The sequence below is a fragment of the Prevotella sp. P4-67 genome (assembly GCF_002251325.1).
Classification (GTDB): Bacteria; Bacteroidota; Bacteroidia; order Bacteroidales; family Bacteroidaceae; genus Prevotella.
Genome location: NZ_NPJL01000059.1, coordinates 98089 through 119195 on the forward strand (window position 1 = coordinate 98089; position 21107 = coordinate 119195).

Here is a 21107-nt window from a genome sequence, read left to right on the forward strand (position 1 = left end):
AAACAATTAAGAGAAAGGAAGAGGTAATTAATGAGTATCAGATTAAATAAAGCATTAAGAGAACTGAACATCGGACTCCAGACGGCAGTGGAGTTCTTGGAGAAGAGAAAAGAACTGGGCGAAGTGAAGTCAGAGCCCAGCTTCAAGCTGAACGACGAGCAGTACAATGCTCTTCTCGAAGCGTTCAAGCAAGATGCTGATGTAAGAAACAAGGCAGAGCTGATGTCCCACAAGAAGCAACAGGACAAGAAGCAGGCTGCCGAAGAGAAGAAGCAGGCTGCCGAGGACAAGAAGCAGACCGCCGAAGCACAGCCGAAGACCAAGTCGCAGACCTTTAATGTGATTGGCAAGATAGACCTTGACAGCCTCAATAAGAAGCCAAAGTCACCCGCGCCAGCTGCTACTCCTGCCTCCGACAATACCGAGAGTAAGACCGCTGCCGTAAGTCAGAAACCGGAAGAGAAGAAAGCCGAACCCAAGGTGGAAGCACCCAAGGAGGAAAAGCCCGTAGCCAAGGAGGCCCCCAAGGCCGAGAAGCCTGTGGCTGCACCCGTGGCAGAGAAGAAGGAAGAGAAGCCCGCCGCAGCCCCCGTGGCCGAGAAGGCTCCCGAGGCCCCTGCCCAGGAGAAGGCTCCCGCCGAGAAGGCTCCTGCCACAGCCGGAGTCTTCAAGCTCCCCACCGAAGCCAAGAACCCCAATGCCCCCAAGGTCAATGTGCTGGGCAAGATAGACCTTGACGCCATCAACCAGAGCACCCGACCCAAGAAGAAGACCAAGGAGGAAAAGCGAAAGGAGCGTGAGGAAAAGGCACAGGCCAAGAACGGCGAGAAGAAGAAGCGCCAGCGCATAGGAAAGGAGCGCGTGGACATCAACGCCGAGGCTGAGAGCAACAACGGCCGCAACAAGAAGAAGAACGGTAACGGCAACAACAATAACCCTAATGCCAACAACGCCAATAATGCCAACAACGGTGGCAACGGCAAGAATGGCAAGAACCGCAAGCGCAACCAGAAGCCTCTCGAGGTAGACGACGAAGCTGTAGCACGCCAGGTGAAAGAGACGCTTGCCCGCCTTACCAACAAGAACCAGAACAAGAAGGGCGCCAAGTACCGCAAGGAGAAGCGAGAGGCCGTCCAGGAGAAGCTCTCCCAGGAGGCAAAGGCCGAGCGCAAGGAGAGCAAGACGCTCAAGCTCACCGAGTTTGTTACCGTGAGCGAGCTCGCCACGATGATGGACGTGAGCGTCACCCAGGTCATCTCTACCCTCATGGGCGTAGGCATCATGGTGTCTATCAACCAGCGCCTCGACGCCGAGACCATCAACCTGGTGGCCGAAGAGTTCGGCTTCAAGACCGAGTATGTGAGTGCTGAGGTTCAGGAAGCCGTGAGCGTAGAGGAAGACGACGAAGCCGACCTCGTGTCGCGTGCGCCAATCGTTACCGTGATGGGCCACGTAGACCACGGTAAGACCTCGCTGCTCGACCATATCCGCAACACCAACGTGATAGCCGGCGAGGCCGGAGGTATCACCCAGCACATCGGCGCCTATAGCGTGACGATGAAGAACGGCCGCAAGGTGACCTTCCTCGATACCCCTGGCCACGAGGCGTTTACCGCCATGCGTGCCCGTGGTGCCCAGGTTACCGATATCGCCATCATCATCATCGCTGCCGACGACTCTGTGATGCCCACCACCAAGGAGGCCATCGCCCATGCCCAGGCTGCCGGCGTGCCCATGGTGTTTGCCATCAACAAGATAGACAAGCCCGGAGCCAACCCCGACAAGATACGCGAGGACCTCGCCAACATGAACCTGCTGGTCGAAGAGTGGGGTGGCAAGTATCAGTGCCAGGAGATCAGTGCCAAGAAGGGCATCGGTGTCGACGAACTGATGGAGAAGGTGCTGCTCGAGGCCGACATGCTCGACCTCAAGGCCAACCCCAACCGCAAGGCTGTGGGCACCATCATCGAGTCGTCGCTCGACAAGGGCCGCGGCTATGTCAGCACCGTGCTGATTGGCAACGGTACCCTCAAGGTGGGCGACTACGTGATAGCCGGTACCAGCTGGGGGCGCATCAAGGCCATGTTCAATGAGCGCAACCAGCGCATCGACAGTGCCAAGCCCGCCGAGCCCGCCATCATCCTGGGTCTCAACGGCGCTCCTACTGCCGGTGATGCCTTCCACGTGCTCGATACCGAGCAGGAGGTGCGCGAGATAGCCAACAAGCGCGAGCAGCTGCAGCGCGAGCAGGGTCTGCGCACCCAGAAGCGACTCTCCCTCGATGACATCTCCCACCGCATCGCCCTCGGCTCGTTCAAGGAGCTCAACATCATCGTCAAGGGTGATACCGACGGTAGTATCGAGGCTCTCAGCGACTCGTTCATCAAGCTCTCTACAGAGAAGATCAATGTCAACGTCATCCACAAGGCTGTGGGTCAGATTTCGGAGAGCGATGTTACCCTCGCCGACGCGTCCGACGCCATCATCGTGGGCTTCCAGGTACGTCCTTCGGCTGCCGCGCGCAAGCTCGCCGACCAGGAAGGCGTAGAAATCAATACCTACTCCGTCATCTACGACGCCATCGACGACGTAACCTCTGCCATGGAGGGTATGCTCGACAAGGTGAAGAAGGAAATCATCACCGGACAGGTAGAGGTGCGCCAGGTCTACAAGATTTCCAAGGTGGGTGCCGTGGCCGGATGTCTCGTTACCGAAGGCAAGGTACACAGCAAGGACAAGGCGCGCGTCATCCGCGACGGTATCGTGGTCAAGACCGCTCCTATCGACTCGCTCAAGCGCTATAAGGACGATGTGAAGGAGGTACCCACAGGTATGGAGTGTGGTATCAGTCTGGTCAACTACAACGACATCCTCGAGGGCGACATCCTCGAGACCTTCACCGAGATAGAGGTAGAGCAGAAGCTCTAAGTCCGGCAGGATAGCCATACTATTGACTTAATAAGGCTATAAGCGGAAATATAGGTAGTGGCATCCTGTTCGTAGAAGAGGGTGTCACTATCATGGTTAATACGACAGAGTGTATCGGGGAGATGTGTATCCAGCCCGTTCGCTCATATGTCATGACACATTAAATCAATGGCAGACAAAGAGAAAAATGAGTTTGTAAGACAGGTGGCCGACCAGAAGTACGAGTTCGGGTTTACCACCAATGTGCATACAGATATTATCGATAAGGGACTCAACGAGGATGTGGTGCGCCTTATCTCGCAGAAGAAGGGAGAGCCCGAGTGGCTGCTCGACTTCCGCCTGAAGGCATTCCGCTACTGGCTCACCCAGCCCCAGCCCACGTGGGGCCACGTGCATTTGCCGGAGATAGACTACCAGGCCATCTCCTACTATGCCGACCCGCTCGCCAAGAAGCCCAAGGACAACAAGATAGACCCCGAGCTCGAGAAGACCTTCGACAAGCTCGGCATACCCCTCGAAGAGCGGCTCGCGCTCAGCGGCACCGCCGTCGACGCCATCATGGACTCCGTGTCGGTGAAGACCACCTTCAAGGAGCAGCTCCGCGAGAAGGGAGTCATCTTCTGCAGCATCGGCGAAGCCGTCAAGGAGCATCCCCAGCTGGTGCGCGAGTACCTGGGCTCGGTCGTTCCCTACCGCGACAATTTCTTTGCAGCACTCAACAGTGCCGTCTTCAGCGACGGCTCGTTCGTCTATATCCCCAAGGGCGTGCGCTGTCCGATGGAGCTGAGCAGCTACTTCCGCATCAACGCCCGCAACACGGGCCAGTTTGAGCGCACGCTCATCGTGGCCGAAGACGACAGCTACGTGTCCTACCTCGAGGGCTGCACCGCACCCATGCGCGACGAGAACCAGCTCCATGCTGCCATCGTCGAGATTATCGTCAAGGACAACGCCGAGGTCAAGTATTCTACCGTGCAGAACTGGTATCCCGGCGACGAGCACGGCAAGGGCGGCGTGCTCAACCTTGTGACCAAGCGAGGCGACCTGCGGGGCAACAACTCTAAGCTCAGCTGGACCCAAGTCGAGACTGGCTCGGCCATCACATGGAAATATCCTTCCTGCGTCCTCCGTGGCGACGGTTCGCAGGCCGAGTTCTATTCGGTTGCCGTCACCAACCACTATCAGGAGGCCGACACCGGCACCAAGATGATACACATGGGAAAGAACACCAAGAGCACCATCATCTCCAAGGGTATCTCTGCCGGACACAGCCAGAACTCTTACCGCGGACTGGTGCGCGCCACCAGCAATGCAGACAACGCCCGCAACTACAGTTCCTGCGACTCGTTGCTGCTGGGTTCCGACTGCGGAGCCCACACCTTCCCCTATATGGATATCCACAATGACACAGCCATCGTGGAGCACGAGGCTACCACCTCCAAGATTTCGGAAGACCAGTTGTTCTACTGCAATCAGCGAGGCATACCCACCGAGCAGGCCGTAGGTCTCATCGTCAACGGCTATGCCAAAGAGGTGCTCAACAAGCTGCCCATGGAGTTTGCCGTTGAGGCTCAGAAACTACTCAGTGTATCACTCGAAGGAACCGTAGGTTAGACCGTTATGCGACAGATTGTTACCCTATTGATGCTGGTCATGGCTGCCTCGGTGCAGGCCCAGGACGACGACAGCCCCCGTTGGTCTGTCGACGCCCACATTGGTGGCAACGCCCTTGTCAGTGGCTCCGCCTCGGGCGGCGATGTGCCCCTCTATCGTTCGGGCTCCACTTCCCAGTCGGGTCTGGTCACCCGGCTTCATGTCGAGTACCTTCTGCCCATCTATTTTCCCCTCAGCGTCAAGGCCGGATATGAGCACGAAGAGATTACGATGCTCAAGGGCGACGCCTCCTACGACCTCAGCCAGCTCTCCCTTGGTGCCCGCTGGCGCCCGGCTTCGCCCCTGTGGCACGTGCAGCCCTATGCCGGCTTCGATGTGCTCTGGGCACCGTCGGCAGAGCGCGGCGGCATGGATATGGAGACCCGGATCGGCTCTCTCAACTATTCCTACCGCGCCCGAGGCGTGGTGCGCATGCCCCGATTCAGCATGGGCCCCGTCGTAGGCGCCGACATCTATCTTTTTTCCCACATAGCTCTCCAGGCAGAGTACAGCTACCGCCTGGGACTTGGCTCCCATTATCATGTCGATTACTCCGACAGCCGTTCCCACACCGTTTCAGCCTACTGTCATGGACAGCCCCATCGTCACGTGTTGACCGTGGGACTCAAGATTGACTTCCCCTTCCGTTTCGACAGCGACGATGTGCGCGGACTGTTGCAGGGGCTGTTAGATTTGTATTAATTCACCATAAACCATTACATATATGTTAGAGGTAAGAAATCTGCATGCTACCATAGCAGGCAAAGAGATATTAAGAGGCATCAATCTCACCATCGGCGACGGTGAGATCCATGCCATCATGGGCCCCAACGGTTCGGGCAAGTCCACGCTCAGCGCCGTCCTTACCGGCAACCCGCTCTACACCGTTACCGAGGGCGAAGCCATCTTCAACGGCAAGAACCTCCTGGACATGAAGCCCGAAGACCGCGCCCGCGAGGGACTCTTCCTCTCCTTCCAGTATCCCGTCGAGATACCCGGCGTGTCGATGACCAACTTCATGAAGGCCGCCGTCAATGCCAAGCGCGAGTACCAGGGTCTGGAGCCACTCAACGCCAGCGAGTTTATCAAGCTCATGCGCGAGAAGCGACAGATAGTAGAGCTCGACAGCAAGCTCTCCCACCGCAGCGTCAACGAGGGCTTCTCCGGCGGCGAGAAGAAGCGCAACGAGATCTTCCAGATGGCCATGCTCGAGCCACGGCTGAGCATCCTCGACGAGACCGACTCCGGTCTGGATGTCGACGCCATGCGCATCGTGGCCGACGGTGTCAACAAGATGCACACCCCCGAGACCTCAGCCATCGTCATCACCCACTACGAGCGTCTGCTCGATATGATCAAGCCCAGCGTGGTCCATGTGCTCTACCGCGGACGCATCGTCAAGACCGCCGGACCCGAACTCGCCAAGGAGATAGAGCAGCGCGGCTACGACTGGATCAAGGCTGAGGCCGGCGAGTAAGCCTCTCCCATCACCTTATTATATATATTGATATGAACAGCGAACAACAGTATATCGATCTCTATACCCAGAGCTCGGGTATCATCAACGCCCACTCGGCACCGGTGATGAACGCATTGCGCGAGCAGGCCTTCGCCGACTTCAGGCGTATGGGCTTCCCCACGCGCAAGGTAGAGCGATATAAGTATACCGACGTGGCCAAGCTCTTCGAGCCCGACTACGGGCTCAACCTCAACCGCCTCGACATCCCCGTCAACCCCTACGACGCCTTCCGCTGCGATGTGCCCAATCTCAGCACCTCGCTCTACTTCGTGGTCAACGACAGCTTCTACACCCGCCAGCTGCCCCAGGCCCATCTGCCCGAGGGAGTCATCGTCGACAGCCTCTGCCGGGTGGCAGCCACGCAGCCCCAGCTCGTAGAGCCCTACTACGGACGCCTCGCCCAGACCGGAGCCGACGCCCTCGTGGCGCTCAACACCATGCTCGCCCAGGACGGACTCTTCATCTACGTGCCACGCCATGTGCGCATGGACCGCACCGTGCAGATTATCAACATCCTGCGTTCCGATGTCGACCTCATGGTCAACCGCCGCGTGCTCATCGTCGTAGAGCAGGGCGCCGAGGCACGGTTCCTCTTCTGCGACCACGCAGCCGACGACCGCCGCTTCCTCGCCACTCAGGTCATCGAGGCCTACGTGGGCGACAACGCCAGCCTCGACCTCTACTGCATGGAAGAGACCCACATACGCAACACCCGCACCAGCAATGTCTTTATCGAGCAGCAGGCCAACAGCCGCGTCAACCACAATGTCATCCCCCCCCACAACGGCACCACCGTCAACCGCCTCGACCTCACCTTCAGAGGCGAGGGAGCCGAGTGCTGCTGCAACGGATGCGTCATCGCCGACAAGACACAGCGCGTGGACAACAATACGCTCATAGACCACCAGGTGCCCCACTGCACCAGCAACGAGCTCTACAAGTATGTGCTCGACGACAACGCCGTGGGAGCCTTCGCCGGACGCGTGCTCGTGCGCCACGGAGCCCAGAAGACCTCCTCGCAGGAAACCAACCAGAACCTCTGCGCCTCGCGTACCGCCCGCATGTACACCCAGCCCATGCTCGAAATCTATGCCGACGATGTCAAGTGCGCCCATGGCAGCACCGTCGGCCAGCTCAACGATGCCGCCCTCTTCTATATGCGCCAGCGTGGCATCAGCCTCGACGAGGCACGGCTGTTGCTCGAGTTTGCCTTTATCAATGAGGTTATCGACACCATCCGCCTCGAACCCCTCAAGGACCGGCTGCACTACCTCGTAGAGAAGCGCTTCCGCGGCGAACTCAACAAGTGTGAGGGATGTAAACTTTGTCATTAAGCCTATGTATGATATCCATCAGGTGCGCGCCGATTTCCCCATCCTCTCGCGCACCATCTACGACAAACCCCTGATTTATCTCGACAACGGCGCCACCACCCAGAAGCCGCTGTGCGTGCTCGACGCCATGCGCGACGAGTATCTCAATGTCAATTCCAACGTACATCGAGGCGTACACTGGCTCTCCCAGCAGGCCACCGAACTCCACGAGGCAGCCCGCGAGACCGTGCGCCGCTTCATCAACGCCCGCTCCACCTCAGAGATAGTCTTCACCCGAGGCACCACCGAGGGCCTCAATCTCGTGGCATCATCCTTCGCCGATGCCTGCATGACCGAGGGCGACGAGGTCATCGTCTCCGTCATGGAGCACCACTCCAACATCGTGCCCTGGCAGCTCCAGGCACGCAAGCGCGGCATCGTGGTCAAGGTGATACCTATCAACGAGCGCGGCGAGCTGCTCCTCGATGAGTATGAGCGCCTCTTCACCCCGCGCACACGCATCGTCAGCATCTGCCATGTCAGCAATGTGCTGGGCACCGTCAATCCCGTAGAGCAGATGGTAAGCATCGCCCACGCCCACAACGTGCCCGTGATGGTCGACGGCGCCCAGAGCGCACCCCACATCCCCGTCGATGTGCAGCAGATAGACTGCGACTTCTTCGCCTTCAGCGGCCACAAGATGTACGGCCCCACCGGCGTCGGCGTGCTCTATGGCAAGGAAGAGTGGCTCGACCGCCTGCCTCCCTATCAGGGCGGTGGCGAGATGATAGAGCACGTCAGCTTCGAGCATACCACCTTCGAGCGCCCGCCCCTCAAGTTTGAGGCAGGCACCCCCGACTATATCGCCACCCACGGTCTGGCCACAGCCATCGACTACATCGAGCGGCTGGGCATGGACAACATCAGCGCCCACGAGCACCGACTCACCAGCTACGCTATGGACCGTCTCGGCGCCATACCCGGCATGCGCATCTTCGGAACCTCCGACCGCAAGGACGCCGTCATCAGCTTCCTCGTCGGCGACATCCACCCCATGGACATGGGCACCCTGCTCGACCGCCTGGGTATCGCCGTGCGCACCGGCCACCACTGCGCCCAGCCCCTCATCGACCATCTGGGCATCCTCGGCACCGTACGCGCCTCCTTCGGACTCTACAACACCTGTGAAGAGATAGACCGTCTGGCAGAGAGCATCGAGCGCGTCGCGCGCATGTTCTAATCCCCGCCCTCTCATGGCAGAGCCCCGGCCCCAGCAGCACCCTATGCGTCCTGCTGGGTCCGTGGCTCTGCCGTTTCTTGCCCATCGCCGTCCCGCGAGTCCTCATTGCCGCCCCGCGAGTCCCAGCCGCCGTCCCCATTAGTCCTCTCAGCAGCCGCGAGTCCTCTCTGTTCTCCCATTAGTCCCCTCCGCCGCCGCGCGAGTTTTCTCCGTTCTCCCACGACTCCCCTCCGCCGCCGCGCAGACCGTCGTTGCCCATGCGCCGACCATCATTGCCGCCGCGTATCGTAAGTCACGTGCCCACGTATCGTACGAAACGTGCTCTCGTGCCGACCGACGCGCGCTCCCGTTTCAACCGTTACGAGCCCGCCATGACCATCGCCACAGCAGCCAAAGTGGTCACGCCAACCCCCAAGACGGTCACGCCAACCCCCAATACGGTCATGCCGTTTCCCGAACGCGTCATAATCATTACCATGGCAGTCATCAATATTGCAGAGTTGGATATACATGTAGCAGAGTTGCCCATAGACAATGCAGAGTTGGCCACAAGTAATGCAAAGCACAAACTGTCTTTTAAGGTGGCAGTAGAGATGTAATGGTGGCTGTCGGTGTGACAGAAGCCCCATGTCGGTTTTCGCCTTGGCTGCCTTCCGTGGTCGGCAGCAGCCCTCTGCTACTGATAAATGACCATTGGCAGTCACTTTTTCTGATTGTCATTTGTTGTTATCCTTGTTATATTCTAATTTTGTAGGCAAAAGCCAGAGACAATGATAGCTATCAATGACAAGCTCGACGAACGGCTGCGCCAACAGATGGACGGCTGTCTGGATGAAGATGAGGAACTGCAGTTCCGCTTCATCGCCAAATCGTATGCGATGTGCGAAAACTCGATTGCCGTATTGAGCAATCTCCGCACCGACAAGAGCCATATATACTATGGCAAGACCAGCGATATCCTGGGCTTCGAGCCGGCGGGCAGCTATGAGAAGATAGACACCATCTGGGAAGAGAAGATACTGAGCCGCATCCACCCCGACGACCAGTGCCGCCGCCATCTGCAGGAACTGGTCTACTATCAGTTTGTGAGCACCTCTCACTCGGACCGGGCCTTCGACTGGTATCTCGAAAACACCATGCGCATGTGCGACAGTCACGGCAGATATCTCCCCACCCGCCACCGCATATTCTACTTCAAGGGCCATGGTCAGCGTGGCGTGTGCTATGCCATCTGTCTCTTCAACCTTGCCCCCAAGACCAGCCATCTTGCCCTGATGCGCAACTCTCTCAGCGGCGAGGAACGGCAGATAGACATCGACGAGAAGCAACTGCTCAGCGAGAGAGAGATTACCATCATGCATCTGGTCAATGAGGGACGCTCGAGCAAGGCCATCAGCGCCTGTCTGGATATCAGCAAGAACACGGTAGACCGTCACCGCCAGAACATCATCAACAAGCTGCAGGCATCTAATATGGTCGAGGCTTGCCACAAGGCCAAACAACTGGGATTACTGGATTGATACAACAACAAATGATATGAAAAAACTATTGGCAATCACCGCGTTTGCTGTTATGGCTATGACAGCTGGCGCACAGAGTCTGAACAAGATGACATGGTTCAACGAACCAGCAAGTTATGACATCAAGGGCAACACCCTGGTCATGGATGTACCCGGTCATTGCGACTATTGGCGCATTTCGCATTATGGATTCACCGTCGATGACGCACCGTTCTATTATGCCACCTATGGGGGTGAGTTTGAGGCCAAGGTCAAGATATCCGGCGACTACAAGGTACGCTTTGACCAGGCTGGTCTGATGATTCGCATCGACAAGGAAAACTGGCTCAAGGCCGGTATCGAGTATGTCGACGGCAAGTACAATCTCAGCACTGTCGTCACCCATCACACCAGCGACTGGAGCGTCATCGCCCTCGACCGCTCCGTCGACCACGTGTGGATCAAGGCCGTGCGCCGTCTCGACGCCATTGAGATATTCTATTCCTTTGACGACAAGACCTACACCATGATGCGCAACTGCTGGATGCAGGACAACACGCCGGTACAGGTGGGTCTTGCCACCGCCTGCCCCGACGGCGAAGGATTCAAGGCCAAGTTTGAAGGCTTCCAGGTAAAGCACCTGCCCGACCAGCGTCGCCTCGAGTGGCTCAAGGCCCACGCCGACAATTGATATTGTACCTCCCCCAGTGTTAAGATGCGCAGCGTCTCTACCCTATGTATACATAGCCAGTATTTACAACCGATTATTACTCAATATTTTATAGATAATAAGTCAGAAATATGGTTGTTATTTTTAATTGCACATTCTAAAAGGTGAAGATTTAACGCTTTTATTGATTATTAACTCAAAAAGGACATCAACTTGGGTCGTTTCTTCTCTTTTCCTTGCTATTCGTTTCCGATATTCCACTTTTGTTTTGGTCTATCTCATATGTACTGCAAAGGTATTGATTTTTGTTTGATATTGCTCCTTGCTTGCTCCTTGTCGTAGATTAATTTTCACACAGGAATTTTTGTTCTCTTTCTATAGGGGCTTGAAACAATCCATTTATTGGAAACAATTAAAGACGGAGCTGGTTTGCCCCAGTGCTTTTTAAGAAACAGGGCAATTATTTTATCTCCACAAAGGCTCTTGTTCCCAATTATGAGGAAAGCCTAATAAACGGGTTCTTACTGATGGGTATTTCGATAAAAGCTGCTTGAAATCTGCAACAAAAGTGTTGCCCATAGAAATGGAGTTAAGCCAATACACCACATAGCAGAGTTGCGGATAAAGTGTTTGTTCACGGAACGAGAAATCCGTAATCCATGTGTTTGGCATACGCATAGGCATCATTGGCTTGACAGGAAAGACCCGATTTGACAGTCTTGAATGATGGGCGCAGCAATTACGAAGTACGGGTCTGGGTACGGATTAAAAGGCTAAGTGATTATTTTCAGTCATTTAGCCTTTTTAATTATCTAATTTTTCCCCACAGCTGTCTATTTATATATTTTAGAAACATATTTTTCCGTAAAGTTATGTACCTTTGTCGGCAAATAAAGATATTCTCGTCAAACAAATATAAATAATATAAACATGGGAAAAAACAGAAAAAAACAAATCGTAGTTTTGTGTATAGCTTTAGTTTGCATTTTCATCTTGGTATTTTCATTGTTCCATAAATCAGCGACAAAAGATAGCGCAAATCCTCCTTTAACAAATGTTTTGACTGATAGCATTTCTCAAATTGTCTCAGCTTGTCCTGGCGAAATTGGTGTGGCGGTTATTGTTAATAACAGAGATACGGTTAAGGTCAATAATAAGAGTGTTTATCCTATGATGAGTGTGTTTAAGGTTCATCAGGCATTAGCTCTTTGTAATGACTTTGACAATAAAGGAATTTCACTTGATACCTTAGTAAATATAAATAGGGATAAACTTGACCCAAAGACTTGGAGTCCTATGCTGAAAGATTATTCAGGGCCAGTCATATCATTGACAGTGAGAGATTTGCTGCGTTATACTCTTACTCAGAGTGACAACAATGCAAGCAACCTTATGTTTAAGGATATGGTTAATGTCGCTCAAACAGATAGTTTTATAGCCACACTCATTCCTCGTTCAAGTTTTCAGATAGCTTATACGGAAGAGGAAATGTCGGCTGACCATAACAAGGCTTACTCTAACTATACATCTCCTCTTGGTGCTGCAATGTTGATGAATCGTTTGTTTACTGAAGGTCTTATCGATGATGAGAAACAAAGTTTCATTAAGAATACGTTAAAAGAATGCAAAACAGGTGTAGATAGGATAGCAGCTCCACTTCTTGATAAAGAAGGGGTTGTTATAGCGCATAAGACAGGTTCAGGTTATGTTAATGAAAATGGTGTTCTTGCAGCTCACAATGATGTTGCCTATATATGTCTGCCTAATAATATCAGTTATACCTTAGCGGTATTTGTTAAGGATTTCAAGGGAAATGAATCACAAGCGTCACAATATGTTGCGCATATATCAGCTGTAGTATATTCTTTATTAATGCAAACTTCAGTAAAATCTTAAACTGCACTTGCTTTGATAATTAATGATTAGTAATCTAAAAGCACTCTAATCGTTATCGGAGTGCTTTTAGATTACTAATCAAATTGCTTCTATTATAATTTGAATCCTCTACTTTTTCTTTCTTCCTGTTGCGGCACTCTTGCTCCATATCTAAGCCTGTGCCATTGCTCCCTGAACCAGTCGGCAATCGGCTTCCTGTTTATTGTCAGGTTCAGCCTGCTTTCATCGTCAGGGTCATTTTCCACCCTTAAAATATCATCCTTTATATCAAAGTTCCGCCTGTGTTGCTCGGAATAGATTTTACCGCTACATTTCAGGGCTTCTTTTTTGACTATAAGACTTTCAGTCATTTCTTTAGAGAATCCCAGCATGGCACAAAACTTTTCCATGCGCAGCATTTCCCTGAACATCGGAAACCACCTAAAAGCCTTGTCTATGATTCTGGCGAGCCGTGACAGTTCTTTTTCTTTCATGTCAAGTTCCTGCCTGTGCATTTCTCTGAGATTGTGGATTTGCGTATCATGCTGTTTCTGCATCTGCTGTACTTGGCTCTGCAATTTTTCAATATTGGTGTTCCGTTTTGAAACCTCGTCTTGCAGTTTTTCGTTGGCACGTTCCAGTTCTTTCAGTTTTCCACTCCCGAAAAGAGAAGCAACTCCACTAGTTATGGCTGTCGCTGCCGTGGTGGCTGTCTTCTTTAACTTGTCAGTGCGTATTTCTGATTTCACCTGTTTCAGTTCCTGCTCGGCAAGATTTATCTGTTCTTCTTTGTGCCGTTTGGCTGCATCCATGCGTTGCAGTTCAGCTTTCTGCTTCTCAATGATAAAGTCGTTCCGTTCCAGATGCTCCTTACCAGTGACAACCTTTGACTGCCCGCGTTCCATCAGCAGGATGTCGGATGCAAGGGTCTGCATCTGCATCATGTCATCGTCATTGAGCTTTCGGCTCTTTCCTGTTTCGTGGTTCATCCAGTCGAAAACGATATGGGCATGATAGTTCGGCTTGAACCATCTGTCCCCGACTTTGAAGCTTTCCCTGTCTTCCGCTTCCGGCTGACCGTTCAGCCAATGCCCTTCATCCTTGTGCAGGAAGATTTGCAGCGGTGTGATTCCCCAGCGTCTTTGACACTCCTCACCGAATTTACGCACGTCTGCCAGTGTGGTGTCCGACCTGACAAGCAGCACTCCTTCACGTATGGGGGAGCATCCCGCAATCTTGACTATTTTACCGTTCTTGCCTTTGCGTTCACGCTCCTTTTCCTGCATGGCACGTCCGGTCTTTTCCTTTACCATCTGTCTGATATTGTCATAATGCGTCCGCAAATCCGGACTGCCGAAGTCGGGATTTATCCACTGTTCGTTATCGGTGGATAGTTCAGGAACGACATAGATTCTGGACTCTCCGATGTGGCGCATGTATTCGGCAGTCCTCCTGTTGTGAGCCTCGCTCGATGCGATGTTGCAGGGCTTGATATGTATGCTTGATTTTGTTGCCATAGATACTTGTTTTTTGGTTTGTACTTTATTGTTAGCTTTTCCGCTGTCCGTAAACGCATGGGGTTCTTAGGGGTGCAACCCATAAGCGGAGATTGCAAAGAGAGGGTCACTCTTTGCTCTGGGTTCTCAGGGGAGAAACGCCCTGAGTGGGTTATTAGGGTAAAACCCTAATCCTCTCGGGAGAGCCCACAACTACGTAAGCGAAGCGTGTAGTTATAGTGGGCTATATCAATGGCAAGCCATTGTCCGACACTACAACCTCCGGTTTCCGCTCTCCTCCGTTAAGGAGGGTTTCCGTCACCGCTGCCGATTAGGGATGCACTGACCAGCACAAGCCCCAGATCATCTATCAGCTTTTGAAGGGCGGGGTTCTTTCCTGTCATTCTTAGCAGGATTCTTTCCGCTTCCACCAGATGGTCAGCTGTACAATTTATCCTGCTGTCCCGTATCTGGTAAATTATCCAGTCGGCTATGTCGATATGTGCCGCCTTCTGCTCCGGCGTTGCGTTCTTCTCTATGAGGTCAGACACCATCACCTTGCAGAAGGTCATGCCGTCGGCACGCTCTTTCCATTCGGCATAGGCATCGGCATCTGGAAAGAGAAGTAGGGTCCGTCCGCTCAGTACACGGAGCTTTTCCTCCCGCAACTGGCTTTTGCCTCCTGCCGCCAGCCATACATAATCGGGGAAGAGGGCGGAACCGATAACGGCACTCTTCTCGGATTCCACCAGAACCGCCACCTTGTCAGGATAGACACTCAGCAGGTGTTCCCCGAAAAGGCATTGGGAAAGCTGCCATTCCTCCGCCAGCACCCGCTGCCTTTTCAGTATGCTGTGTATCCAGTTCACTGCCGATGCATGTCCGTCCTTTACACGGTGTCCGTCCCCGGGATTGTACTGCATCACCTTGCCAGTCCGCACCTTGTTCTCCCGGTCAATCTGCCAGAAGATGACCGCACCGTCACGGGTAGCTCCCAGACGGTAATCCTCCATCAACCGTTCCAGCACTTCCTTTGCCTTGCTGCCGTAATAGGAATCAAGCAGTACTGAAAGGAAACGGCAGAAGTTGCTATGCACGCTCTGCGATTTCTCCACATAGTGCGGCGGTATGTAACCGATGGCTGTCTGTTGCAGCGGTTGCTTGGGCTTCTGCGCCATACATTGTCTGCCGGAAGAGAAATCACCGGTGGTCCGGCATTCGGGGTGGTCGTGAAAATACTGTCTGGGCGTATAATGATACCCGCAACCGCTTTCGTGGTTGCATCTGCCGACTGACGGGTGAAGGGGCGTACCGCTTTCGTCCACATAGTAGGCAAAGGAACGTCTGTCCCCGCAATTCGGACAGGTATGCCGTGTTGACGTTCCTTTATATTTCTGTAATGAATAGTTGCTCATGACTTTTTTTGATGTTTGGTTTTCTACTGTTGTCCCGCTGTCCCGTCCCCTAAAGGCTGGGACAGTGGGACACTTGGGACACCCCGGGACACTCTGGAAAATCAGGGCCCGGTTTGTATGCTCCCATGTTCTGCAAATGATACGGTCGGCTGGCATACAGCCGTGTGCAGGCTGCTTTTTCATGGTTTGTCCTCCTTTTCATGTCCTGCAAACAGCTCCGCCTGCCTTGCTTCTCCTGCTGTCCCGCTTGTCCCATCTGTCCCATGCTGTCCCACCTGTCCCATTGTCCCGTTCTCCTTGGGACGGGACAGCGGGACAGCAGGGACAGCTGCGTTCCTGTCCTCCTTGCTGCGCTGGATTATCCGGCTGACGGTGGACTTGCCGCAATTGACCTGCGAGGCTATCTCCCGGACTGACTTCCCGGATTGGGACAGTTGCAGGATAAGGCAATCCCTTTGTCCCGATTCGTTGTCACCCGGTTTCTTCAGGTGTTCCTTTTCGGTTGAATAGCCCCTGAACACGAATTGCAGGAAGGCATCCGTTTTCTCAATCTCATAGACAATCACATTGTCGGCATCATACGAGAATGTCCCGTAACGGACCTTAAGCTGCTTCACATAGCGGAGTCCCCCGTCCAGTGCGCTTTTCCCGATGACAAACACGCTGTCAAAGAAATTGTAGAGCCGCTTGCTTCCGGCAAGGTCGTTGGACGTGATGGGACAGTCCAGTGAACGCTTTGGGGTGTGTGCCAGGACAAGGATGGAAAGCCCGTATCTCTTTTTGAGATTGTTGAGCTGTATCATCAGCCGTCCCGCCGCATCGCCTTTCTCCATGGCACAGCACAGGTAAGTAAGGTTGTCAACGATGAAGATCCTGCAGCGGGTCTGCTGTGCCATCTGTTCGATGCTGCCGATGATTGTCCCTTCAAAGTCGGCATCCAGAAGGGCGTCGCTGTCAAGCGATACCCGGTACAGCCTTTCGGGAAAGGTGTAAGGCTTTCCGTACTCGTCGGTATAGCGGAGCTGGAACTGCTTTTCAGAGAGTTCAAAGTCCAGATAAAGCACGTTGTCAGTCCGGGCGATACGGTCGGCTATCTGCACGGCAAGGATGGATTTCCCCACGTTGGAATCCGCAAAGAGGCAGGACAGTTCCCCCTCGTACCAGAAACTGTCCCACAACGCACGGGGCGTGGGCAGCTGCGATGCTTCGAGTATGGTCCGGTTGGCGGTCTTTATGCTCATCACGCCGATATTTTCCGGCATACCGTTCTGCATCTGGGCTGCCCTTGTCAGGTCGCCATGGATCATGCTGATATAGTTCTTGTCCTCTTCCATGGCTTTTACCAGTTACGTTGGCCGGGCTTGCGGCGATGGGAGGAGGACATGGACTCGCTGAGTTCCTCATCGGACAGGGGTACGGGATTCTTGCGGGAGGATTCCAGCCATCTGTCCAGTTCGTCACGGTAAAGGCAATAGCGTTTGCCGGGCTTGGTGGCCGGAATGCTTCCGTCCGACAGTTTCATGTAGAGCGTTCCCTTGGGAATACCGAGATATTCCGCCGCTTCATCCACGGACATGGGGACATGGGTGTCCACCGCCTTTGCATTGTTCACACTGCGCTGCTCGGTAAGCAGGCTTCTCAAGCTCATCACTTCGTCCCGAAGCTGGGCTACGACCTCCGGTAGGTCGTTGAATGTAATCACTGTTTTTTCCATTTGCGTACTCGCCTCTTTTGTAAGGCTTGGCGCAAAGGACCGCAATGATATGGCCGTGAAGATATTCACGGGATGTCATTGCAAAATAATTCCCAAATAAAGATGCCCAACCGTGAATGACGGGCAAAGCTATTCGGGAAACAATGAGATACAGGCTGTTACGTGTTGCCTGATACTTGTCGTTATTGTTGTTATATCCCCGGGAAACGGTCAACTGTTCACTTTCCGTGCATAATCTTCGGGATAATGGAAGTCCAGACTGCCGTTTTCGGGTTCGTCAATGGGAATAAGCGTCTTTGACGGATCGACCTTGAAGTTCTTTATGGTCGCTATATCCGTGTCGGCAAACTCACGTGGAAAAAGGGTCTTGATAAAATTGGCACGGTTGTCCCCGTTGTAGTATTTCTTGTACATGAAACGCTCGGAGATGTTCCACACGAAATGGCGGAGCGGAATGTTGGTAATCTCCCTGGTCAGCCGTCCTGTTATCGGCTTGGGCTTGTAGCTGTGAAGGCACATCCACTTGTTGACCTCGGCACAGATATGGTTGACGGTCTCCTTGTCGGCAATACGGGGCATGACGAAGTGGATGTACTCCATGACCATGCGGATCCGTTCCGCCTCTTCCTGCTTCTGTCTGTCCTCATAGCTGGCACGATTCTTTTCGTGCAGTTCCGGGGCAATGGCAATCTCTACCGGTTTTATATCCGGGGTTGCTTCCCTGTTTGTCGGCATTGGTGTCGGAGCTGCAGGTTCATTTGCATCCTGTAGCTGTTCTTCCTGAGCCCTTATGATTCCGGCAGATGCCTTTTTCTTGCTGGACTTGAGTTTCCAGATCTCGTATGAGTCGAAAATGACCGTCTGGAAAGAGAGATAGAGCAGCCAACCGAGAATGTTGCTGCATACAAAGACTATCAGCCTTACAAAATTGTCCTGATTGAAACTTGCGGAGACAATCAGCGTGATAAAAAAGGAAATCAGGCAGATGGCAACGCCGATGAATCCCAGAATGATGTATTTGTCCTTTATCGTTGGTTCCATATCGTTTTTTTCGGTTATTACTTGTAACTGTCAGGTCTTTGCAAATTTAATGGTATTCTTCCAATTATTGCTCATTAGCCTTGGTTGGCGGTTTCTTTTTCAATGTTTTTCACCAAAAGTCCGGAATCATACCAAAATATCATACTATAATGACTTTTTAAGGAATGGTGCCATCAGAAACTGAGGGAGCGGTTAAAGCCTGCACGCAATAACCGCTCCCCCTGAATATCCTGAAACAAGGCCTATGCTTCCTTGTGTTTCAGGGTTATCTTGTCCACCACCTCGCACATCTGTTGTGCAGCCATCTTGGAATAGATTTGTGTGGTGGTAATGTTCTTGTGTCCCAGACAGGCTTGTATGACAGCCATGTCCGTGCCCATTTCCACGTGCAGGCTTCCGAATGAATGCCGGGTACAATGGAAGGTTATCTTCTTGGTTATGCCTGCCGCCGACAGCCAACGCTTCAGGGGCCCCTGCAGCATCTTGTCCTTGAAGCCCTCAAAGATAAGTCCTTCATGCCGTTCCCCGAGCAGTCCGTAGGCTTCATCACTGATGGGGTTGTGTACAATCTGCTTCGTCTTCTGCATACGGGTGGTCACGAACATCTTGCCGTTGGTATACGGCTGTATCTGCTGCCAGGTAAGCTGCCTGATGTCGCTCTTCCGCAATCCCGTCAGGCAGGCGAAAAGGAAAGCTCTTTTCAGAACCTCTTCCTCGCATGGCGTTTCGGCAAGCCGTATCAGTTCCTCCTGGCTCAGATGCTCTCTCATGGTGGGAATACTCTCGATACGGTCCAGAAAGCCGTTGGGATTCTCCTTTATCTTCCTGTCACGGTAGGCCGTGTGCAGGACGGCACGGAAAGCCGACCAGTAGCCCGCCGCAGAATTGATATGCAGCTTTTGGTTGGTATGTATGGTCTGGGGAGCGTTCAGCAGGTACTCCATGAACTTGCGGCACAAGTCCACGTCCACCTCTTCAAAGGTGCATTTGCCATTTACAAACCGTTCAAAGTGTTTGTAGACGTGCTGCCACTTGATATTCCTTCTGTCTGCCAGTTCCTTGAAGTAGGCGAGGAAATCCCCTTTCATCCTGGCCTTGTCAAAGAAGCCGTTGTTCTCGTTGAAGATGGCTTCGTAACGCCTGTTGCGGAGTATCTCTGCCTTCTTCATCATGCGTGCGTTGAAGTCACGCTCCTGCTGGTTGGCAGGTTTGGCAAAAATGTAAATACCCAGAGCTTCACGTGTTATCACTTTCATGGTGGTGTTGTCACGGTAGCCGGGATAATAGTCCAGACACAGCGAATACTGTGTACCGTTCTTGATCTTGCGCTTGCGCAAGGTTACTGTCTTGCATTTACTCATATTGATGATGTTTTAACTGGTTGTACATTTCCGGAGGTGTCTCCGTGTTCACGGTGGCAAAGGAACAACGTGAAACAGCCGTGAATATCTCCACGACAATCATTTTAAAATAATTTTCGAGTAATGGCGGTTGCTTGCGGTTATTTGTTCCTTTCAGCCATGACACGCTCCACGTCGGAGCGTAGAAGCAGGTTCTTCACGCCGACCTTTATCTTTTCGATGTGCCTAACCTTGACGATATGGCAGATGTTGGCTGAGGAAAGTCCGTAAATCTGCCGGACCTGTTCCACGGTGTAATAACGCTCGTCGTTCACAAGGTCGGTTCTGCGGAGTTCGTCCAGATGGGACTTGGAGTAATAGGTGCGGCCGTATTCTCTTTTGGTCGGTATCCTGTGCCGGTAGGCGTATGCCCGGAGTGCGGCAGGCTTCATGCCGAACTGCTCTTCCGCTTCTTCGGTCAGGAGCCAGTCGGTGATACTGTCCATATCAACAGCCGTACCGAAGAACTCGTCAACATGCTTCTTGCTGTAATAGTTCTTTCCAGCGATACGGCAGATGGAAATGCGATTGCGTTTGGCGGTGGTATAGAGCCATGACTGTTTGACCTTATAAAGGGACATCACCTCTTCACCGGAATAGAAGTCCGGCACTTCATCGGTTACCTTTTCCCTTTTTTCTTTTTTCGCCGGGAAGGAAGATGAAGCGGATTTTTTCGGTGTGGAAGTGCTGCCGGGCAGGATGCGGTGGTAGGGATTGCTCTCCAGCATCCGCTCGATGTCGGCTCTGCGGATGAATGCCATGCGGTTGCTGATGCGTGAGGCTTTCAGCTTGCCCATGGCTACAAGTTTATAGATGTACTGTCGGGAACAGCCCATGAGTATGGCTACTTTGGAAAAGGTGAGATACTCCTGATGCTGTATCTCCATGATTGGCCGGACGGCTTTGAAGAGGTTGTTCTTCTGTGTCATTCTGGCTCGCCGGGCTTCCGCCTGACAAGCCTCGCTGCAATACCTTTGCATTCCGCTGCAGGTTACAAAGGACTTGCCGCAAAAACTGCATTTTCGGGTTGCTTTCATACTGCTTTATCGTTTACTGGTTCATTTCTTCAATCCTATATTCCTGAAGTGGTGAACGGATGTAAACGGCAGTCAACGGTTGTCGCCTTTCTACACGATGTGACCGTCACTGAATGTCGGGGCGGATATTGTCGCTTGTCGTAAACGGTTGTAAACCCTTGTCAACTGTCTGCACGGTGTGACAAAAAACAAGCCCCGCAAATTCTCCACGTCAGAAATACGTCTCAAAAATATGTGGAAATTTGGGAAGCATCAAAAAGCAGCCGAAAAGTGTTAATTTTTAGAATGTACTGATAATTAAATGTTT

General features: G+C 53.0%; 17 protein-coding genes. 10 read left to right on the forward strand and 7 right to left on the reverse strand.

The window, feature by feature from the left end:
• Positions 1-30: 30 nt before the first annotated feature.
• The 10 genes from infB (at position 31) to CIK92_RS10475 (ending at position 12718) form a co-directional block, all read left to right on the forward strand.
• Positions 31-2928, forward strand: a complete 2898-nt coding sequence (gene infB / locus CIK92_RS10425) for a translation initiation factor IF-2 (RefSeq protein ID WP_094389021.1) — start codon at positions 31-33, stop codon at positions 2926-2928.
• 168 nt (positions 2929-3096) lie between these two features.
• A complete protein-coding gene (gene sufB, locus CIK92_RS10430; protein WP_022309873.1) occupies positions 3097-4542 on the forward strand; it encodes a Fe-S cluster assembly protein SufB in 1446 nt (481 codons plus the stop codon).
• 6 nt (positions 4543-4548) lie between these two features.
• A complete protein-coding gene (locus CIK92_RS10435; protein ID WP_094389022.1) occupies positions 4549-5283 on the forward strand; it encodes an outer membrane beta-barrel protein in 735 nt (244 codons plus the stop codon).
• A 22-nt stretch (positions 5284-5305) separates the two neighbouring features.
• Positions 5306-6058, forward strand: a complete 753-nt coding sequence (gene sufC, locus CIK92_RS10440) for a Fe-S cluster assembly ATPase SufC (RefSeq protein WP_022309875.1) — start codon at positions 5306-5308, stop codon at positions 6056-6058.
• 32 nt (positions 6059-6090) lie between these two features.
• Positions 6091-7434, forward strand: coding sequence for a Fe-S cluster assembly protein SufD (gene sufD, locus CIK92_RS10445; protein WP_094389023.1), 1344 nt, complete (start codon positions 6091-6093; stop codon positions 7432-7434).
• Between the two features lie 4 nt (positions 7435-7438).
• Positions 7439-8653 carry an aminotransferase class V-fold PLP-dependent enzyme gene (locus CIK92_RS10450; protein ID WP_094389024.1) on the forward strand — a complete coding sequence of 405 codons (1215 nt, stop codon included), beginning with the start codon at positions 7439-7441 and terminating at the stop codon, positions 8651-8653.
• Positions 8654-8910: 257 nt separating this feature from the next.
• Complete coding sequence (locus CIK92_RS10455; protein ID WP_144289400.1) at positions 8911-9252, forward strand: hypothetical protein; 342 nt, start codon at positions 8911-8913, stop codon at positions 9250-9252.
• Between the two features lie 171 nt (positions 9253-9423).
• Entirely contained in the window at positions 9424-10173 is a 750-nt protein-coding gene (locus CIK92_RS10460) for a response regulator transcription factor (RefSeq protein ID WP_022309628.1), read from the forward strand.
• 16 nt (positions 10174-10189) lie between these two features.
• Positions 10190-10843 (forward strand): DUF1349 domain-containing protein, encoded by a 654-nt coding sequence (locus tag CIK92_RS10465; RefSeq protein ID WP_094389026.1) that lies wholly within the window; start codon positions 10190-10192, stop codon positions 10841-10843.
• Between the two features lie 909 nt (positions 10844-11752).
• Positions 11753-12718, forward strand: coding sequence for a CfxA family broad-spectrum class A beta-lactamase (locus CIK92_RS10475; RefSeq protein ID WP_057259305.1), 966 nt, complete (start codon positions 11753-11755; stop codon positions 12716-12718).
• Between the two features lie 92 nt (positions 12719-12810).
• Here the strand turns inward: CIK92_RS10475 and CIK92_RS10480 are convergent, their stop codons facing one another.
• The 7 genes from CIK92_RS10480 to CIK92_RS10510 form a co-directional block, all read right to left on the reverse strand.
• On the reverse strand, positions 12811-14214 hold the full coding sequence (locus CIK92_RS10480) for a mobilization protein (RefSeq protein ID WP_094389027.1): 1404 nt from the start codon (positions 14212-14214) through the stop codon (positions 12811-12813).
• Between the two features lie 281 nt (positions 14215-14495).
• On the reverse strand, positions 14496-15608 hold the full coding sequence (locus tag CIK92_RS10485; RefSeq protein WP_094389041.1) for a DUF6371 domain-containing protein: 1113 nt from the start codon (positions 15606-15608) through the stop codon (positions 14496-14498).
• Between the two features lie 179 nt (positions 15609-15787).
• Positions 15788-16942 carry an AAA family ATPase gene (locus tag CIK92_RS10490; RefSeq protein ID WP_057259283.1) on the reverse strand — a complete coding sequence of 385 codons (1155 nt, stop codon included), beginning with the start codon at positions 16940-16942 and terminating at the stop codon, positions 15788-15790.
• 5 nt (positions 16943-16947) lie between these two features.
• Positions 16948-17322, reverse strand: a complete 375-nt coding sequence (locus CIK92_RS10495) for a helix-turn-helix domain-containing protein (RefSeq protein ID WP_007758558.1) — start codon at positions 17320-17322, stop codon at positions 16948-16950.
• Between the two features lie 210 nt (positions 17323-17532).
• A complete protein-coding gene (locus tag CIK92_RS10500) occupies positions 17533-18363 on the reverse strand; it encodes a hypothetical protein (RefSeq protein ID WP_057259282.1) in 831 nt (276 codons plus the stop codon).
• A 242-nt stretch (positions 18364-18605) separates the two neighbouring features.
• Positions 18606-19724 (reverse strand): site-specific integrase, encoded by a 1119-nt coding sequence (locus CIK92_RS10505; protein WP_057259280.1) that lies wholly within the window; start codon positions 19722-19724, stop codon positions 18606-18608.
• A 140-nt stretch (positions 19725-19864) separates the two neighbouring features.
• Entirely contained in the window at positions 19865-20800 is a 936-nt protein-coding gene (locus tag CIK92_RS10510; protein ID WP_094389028.1) for a helix-turn-helix domain-containing protein, read from the reverse strand.
• Positions 20801-21107 lie beyond the last annotated feature (307 nt).

What these genes read in the sequence shown, in the direction of transcription:
- infB (WP_094389021.1), top strand. Translation starts at nt 31, where the DNA reads ATGAGTATCAGATTAAATAAAGCATTAAGAGAACTGAACATCGGACTC.
- sufB (WP_022309873.1), top strand. Translation starts at nt 3,097, where the DNA reads ATGGCAGACAAAGAGAAAAATGAGTTTGTAAGACAGGTGGCCGACCAG.
- CIK92_RS10435 (WP_094389022.1), top strand. Translation starts at nt 4,549, where the DNA reads ATGCGACAGATTGTTACCCTATTGATGCTGGTCATGGCTGCCTCGGTG.
- sufC (WP_022309875.1), top strand. Translation starts at nt 5,306, where the DNA reads ATGTTAGAGGTAAGAAATCTGCATGCTACCATAGCAGGCAAAGAGATA.
- sufD (WP_094389023.1), top strand. Translation starts at nt 6,091, where the DNA reads ATGAACAGCGAACAACAGTATATCGATCTCTATACCCAGAGCTCGGGT.
- CIK92_RS10450 (WP_094389024.1), top strand. Translation starts at nt 7,439, where the DNA reads ATGTATGATATCCATCAGGTGCGCGCCGATTTCCCCATCCTCTCGCGC.
- CIK92_RS10455 (WP_144289400.1), top strand. Translation starts at nt 8,911, where the DNA reads ATGCGCCGACCATCATTGCCGCCGCGTATCGTAAGTCACGTGCCCACG.
- CIK92_RS10460 (WP_022309628.1), top strand. Translation starts at nt 9,424, where the DNA reads ATGATAGCTATCAATGACAAGCTCGACGAACGGCTGCGCCAACAGATG.
- CIK92_RS10465 (WP_094389026.1), top strand. Translation starts at nt 10,190, where the DNA reads ATGAAAAAACTATTGGCAATCACCGCGTTTGCTGTTATGGCTATGACA.
- CIK92_RS10475 (WP_057259305.1), top strand. Translation starts at nt 11,753, where the DNA reads ATGGGAAAAAACAGAAAAAAACAAATCGTAGTTTTGTGTATAGCTTTA.
- CIK92_RS10480 (WP_094389027.1), bottom strand. Translation starts at nt 14,214, where the DNA reads ATGGCAACAAAATCAAGCATACATATCAAGCCCTGCAACATCGCATCG.
- CIK92_RS10485 (WP_094389041.1), bottom strand. Translation starts at nt 15,608, where the DNA reads ATGAGCAACTATTCATTACAGAAATATAAAGGAACGTCAACACGGCAT.
- CIK92_RS10490 (WP_057259283.1), bottom strand. Translation starts at nt 16,942, where the DNA reads ATGGAAGAGGACAAGAACTATATCAGCATGATCCATGGCGACCTGACA.
- CIK92_RS10495 (WP_007758558.1), bottom strand. Translation starts at nt 17,322, where the DNA reads ATGGAAAAAACAGTGATTACATTCAACGACCTACCGGAGGTCGTAGCC.
- CIK92_RS10500 (WP_057259282.1), bottom strand. Translation starts at nt 18,363, where the DNA reads ATGGAACCAACGATAAAGGACAAATACATCATTCTGGGATTCATCGGC.
- CIK92_RS10505 (WP_057259280.1), bottom strand. Translation starts at nt 19,724, where the DNA reads ATGAGTAAATGCAAGACAGTAACCTTGCGCAAGCGCAAGATCAAGAAC.
- CIK92_RS10510 (WP_094389028.1), bottom strand. Translation starts at nt 20,800, where the DNA reads ATGAAAGCAACCCGAAAATGCAGTTTTTGCGGCAAGTCCTTTGTAACC.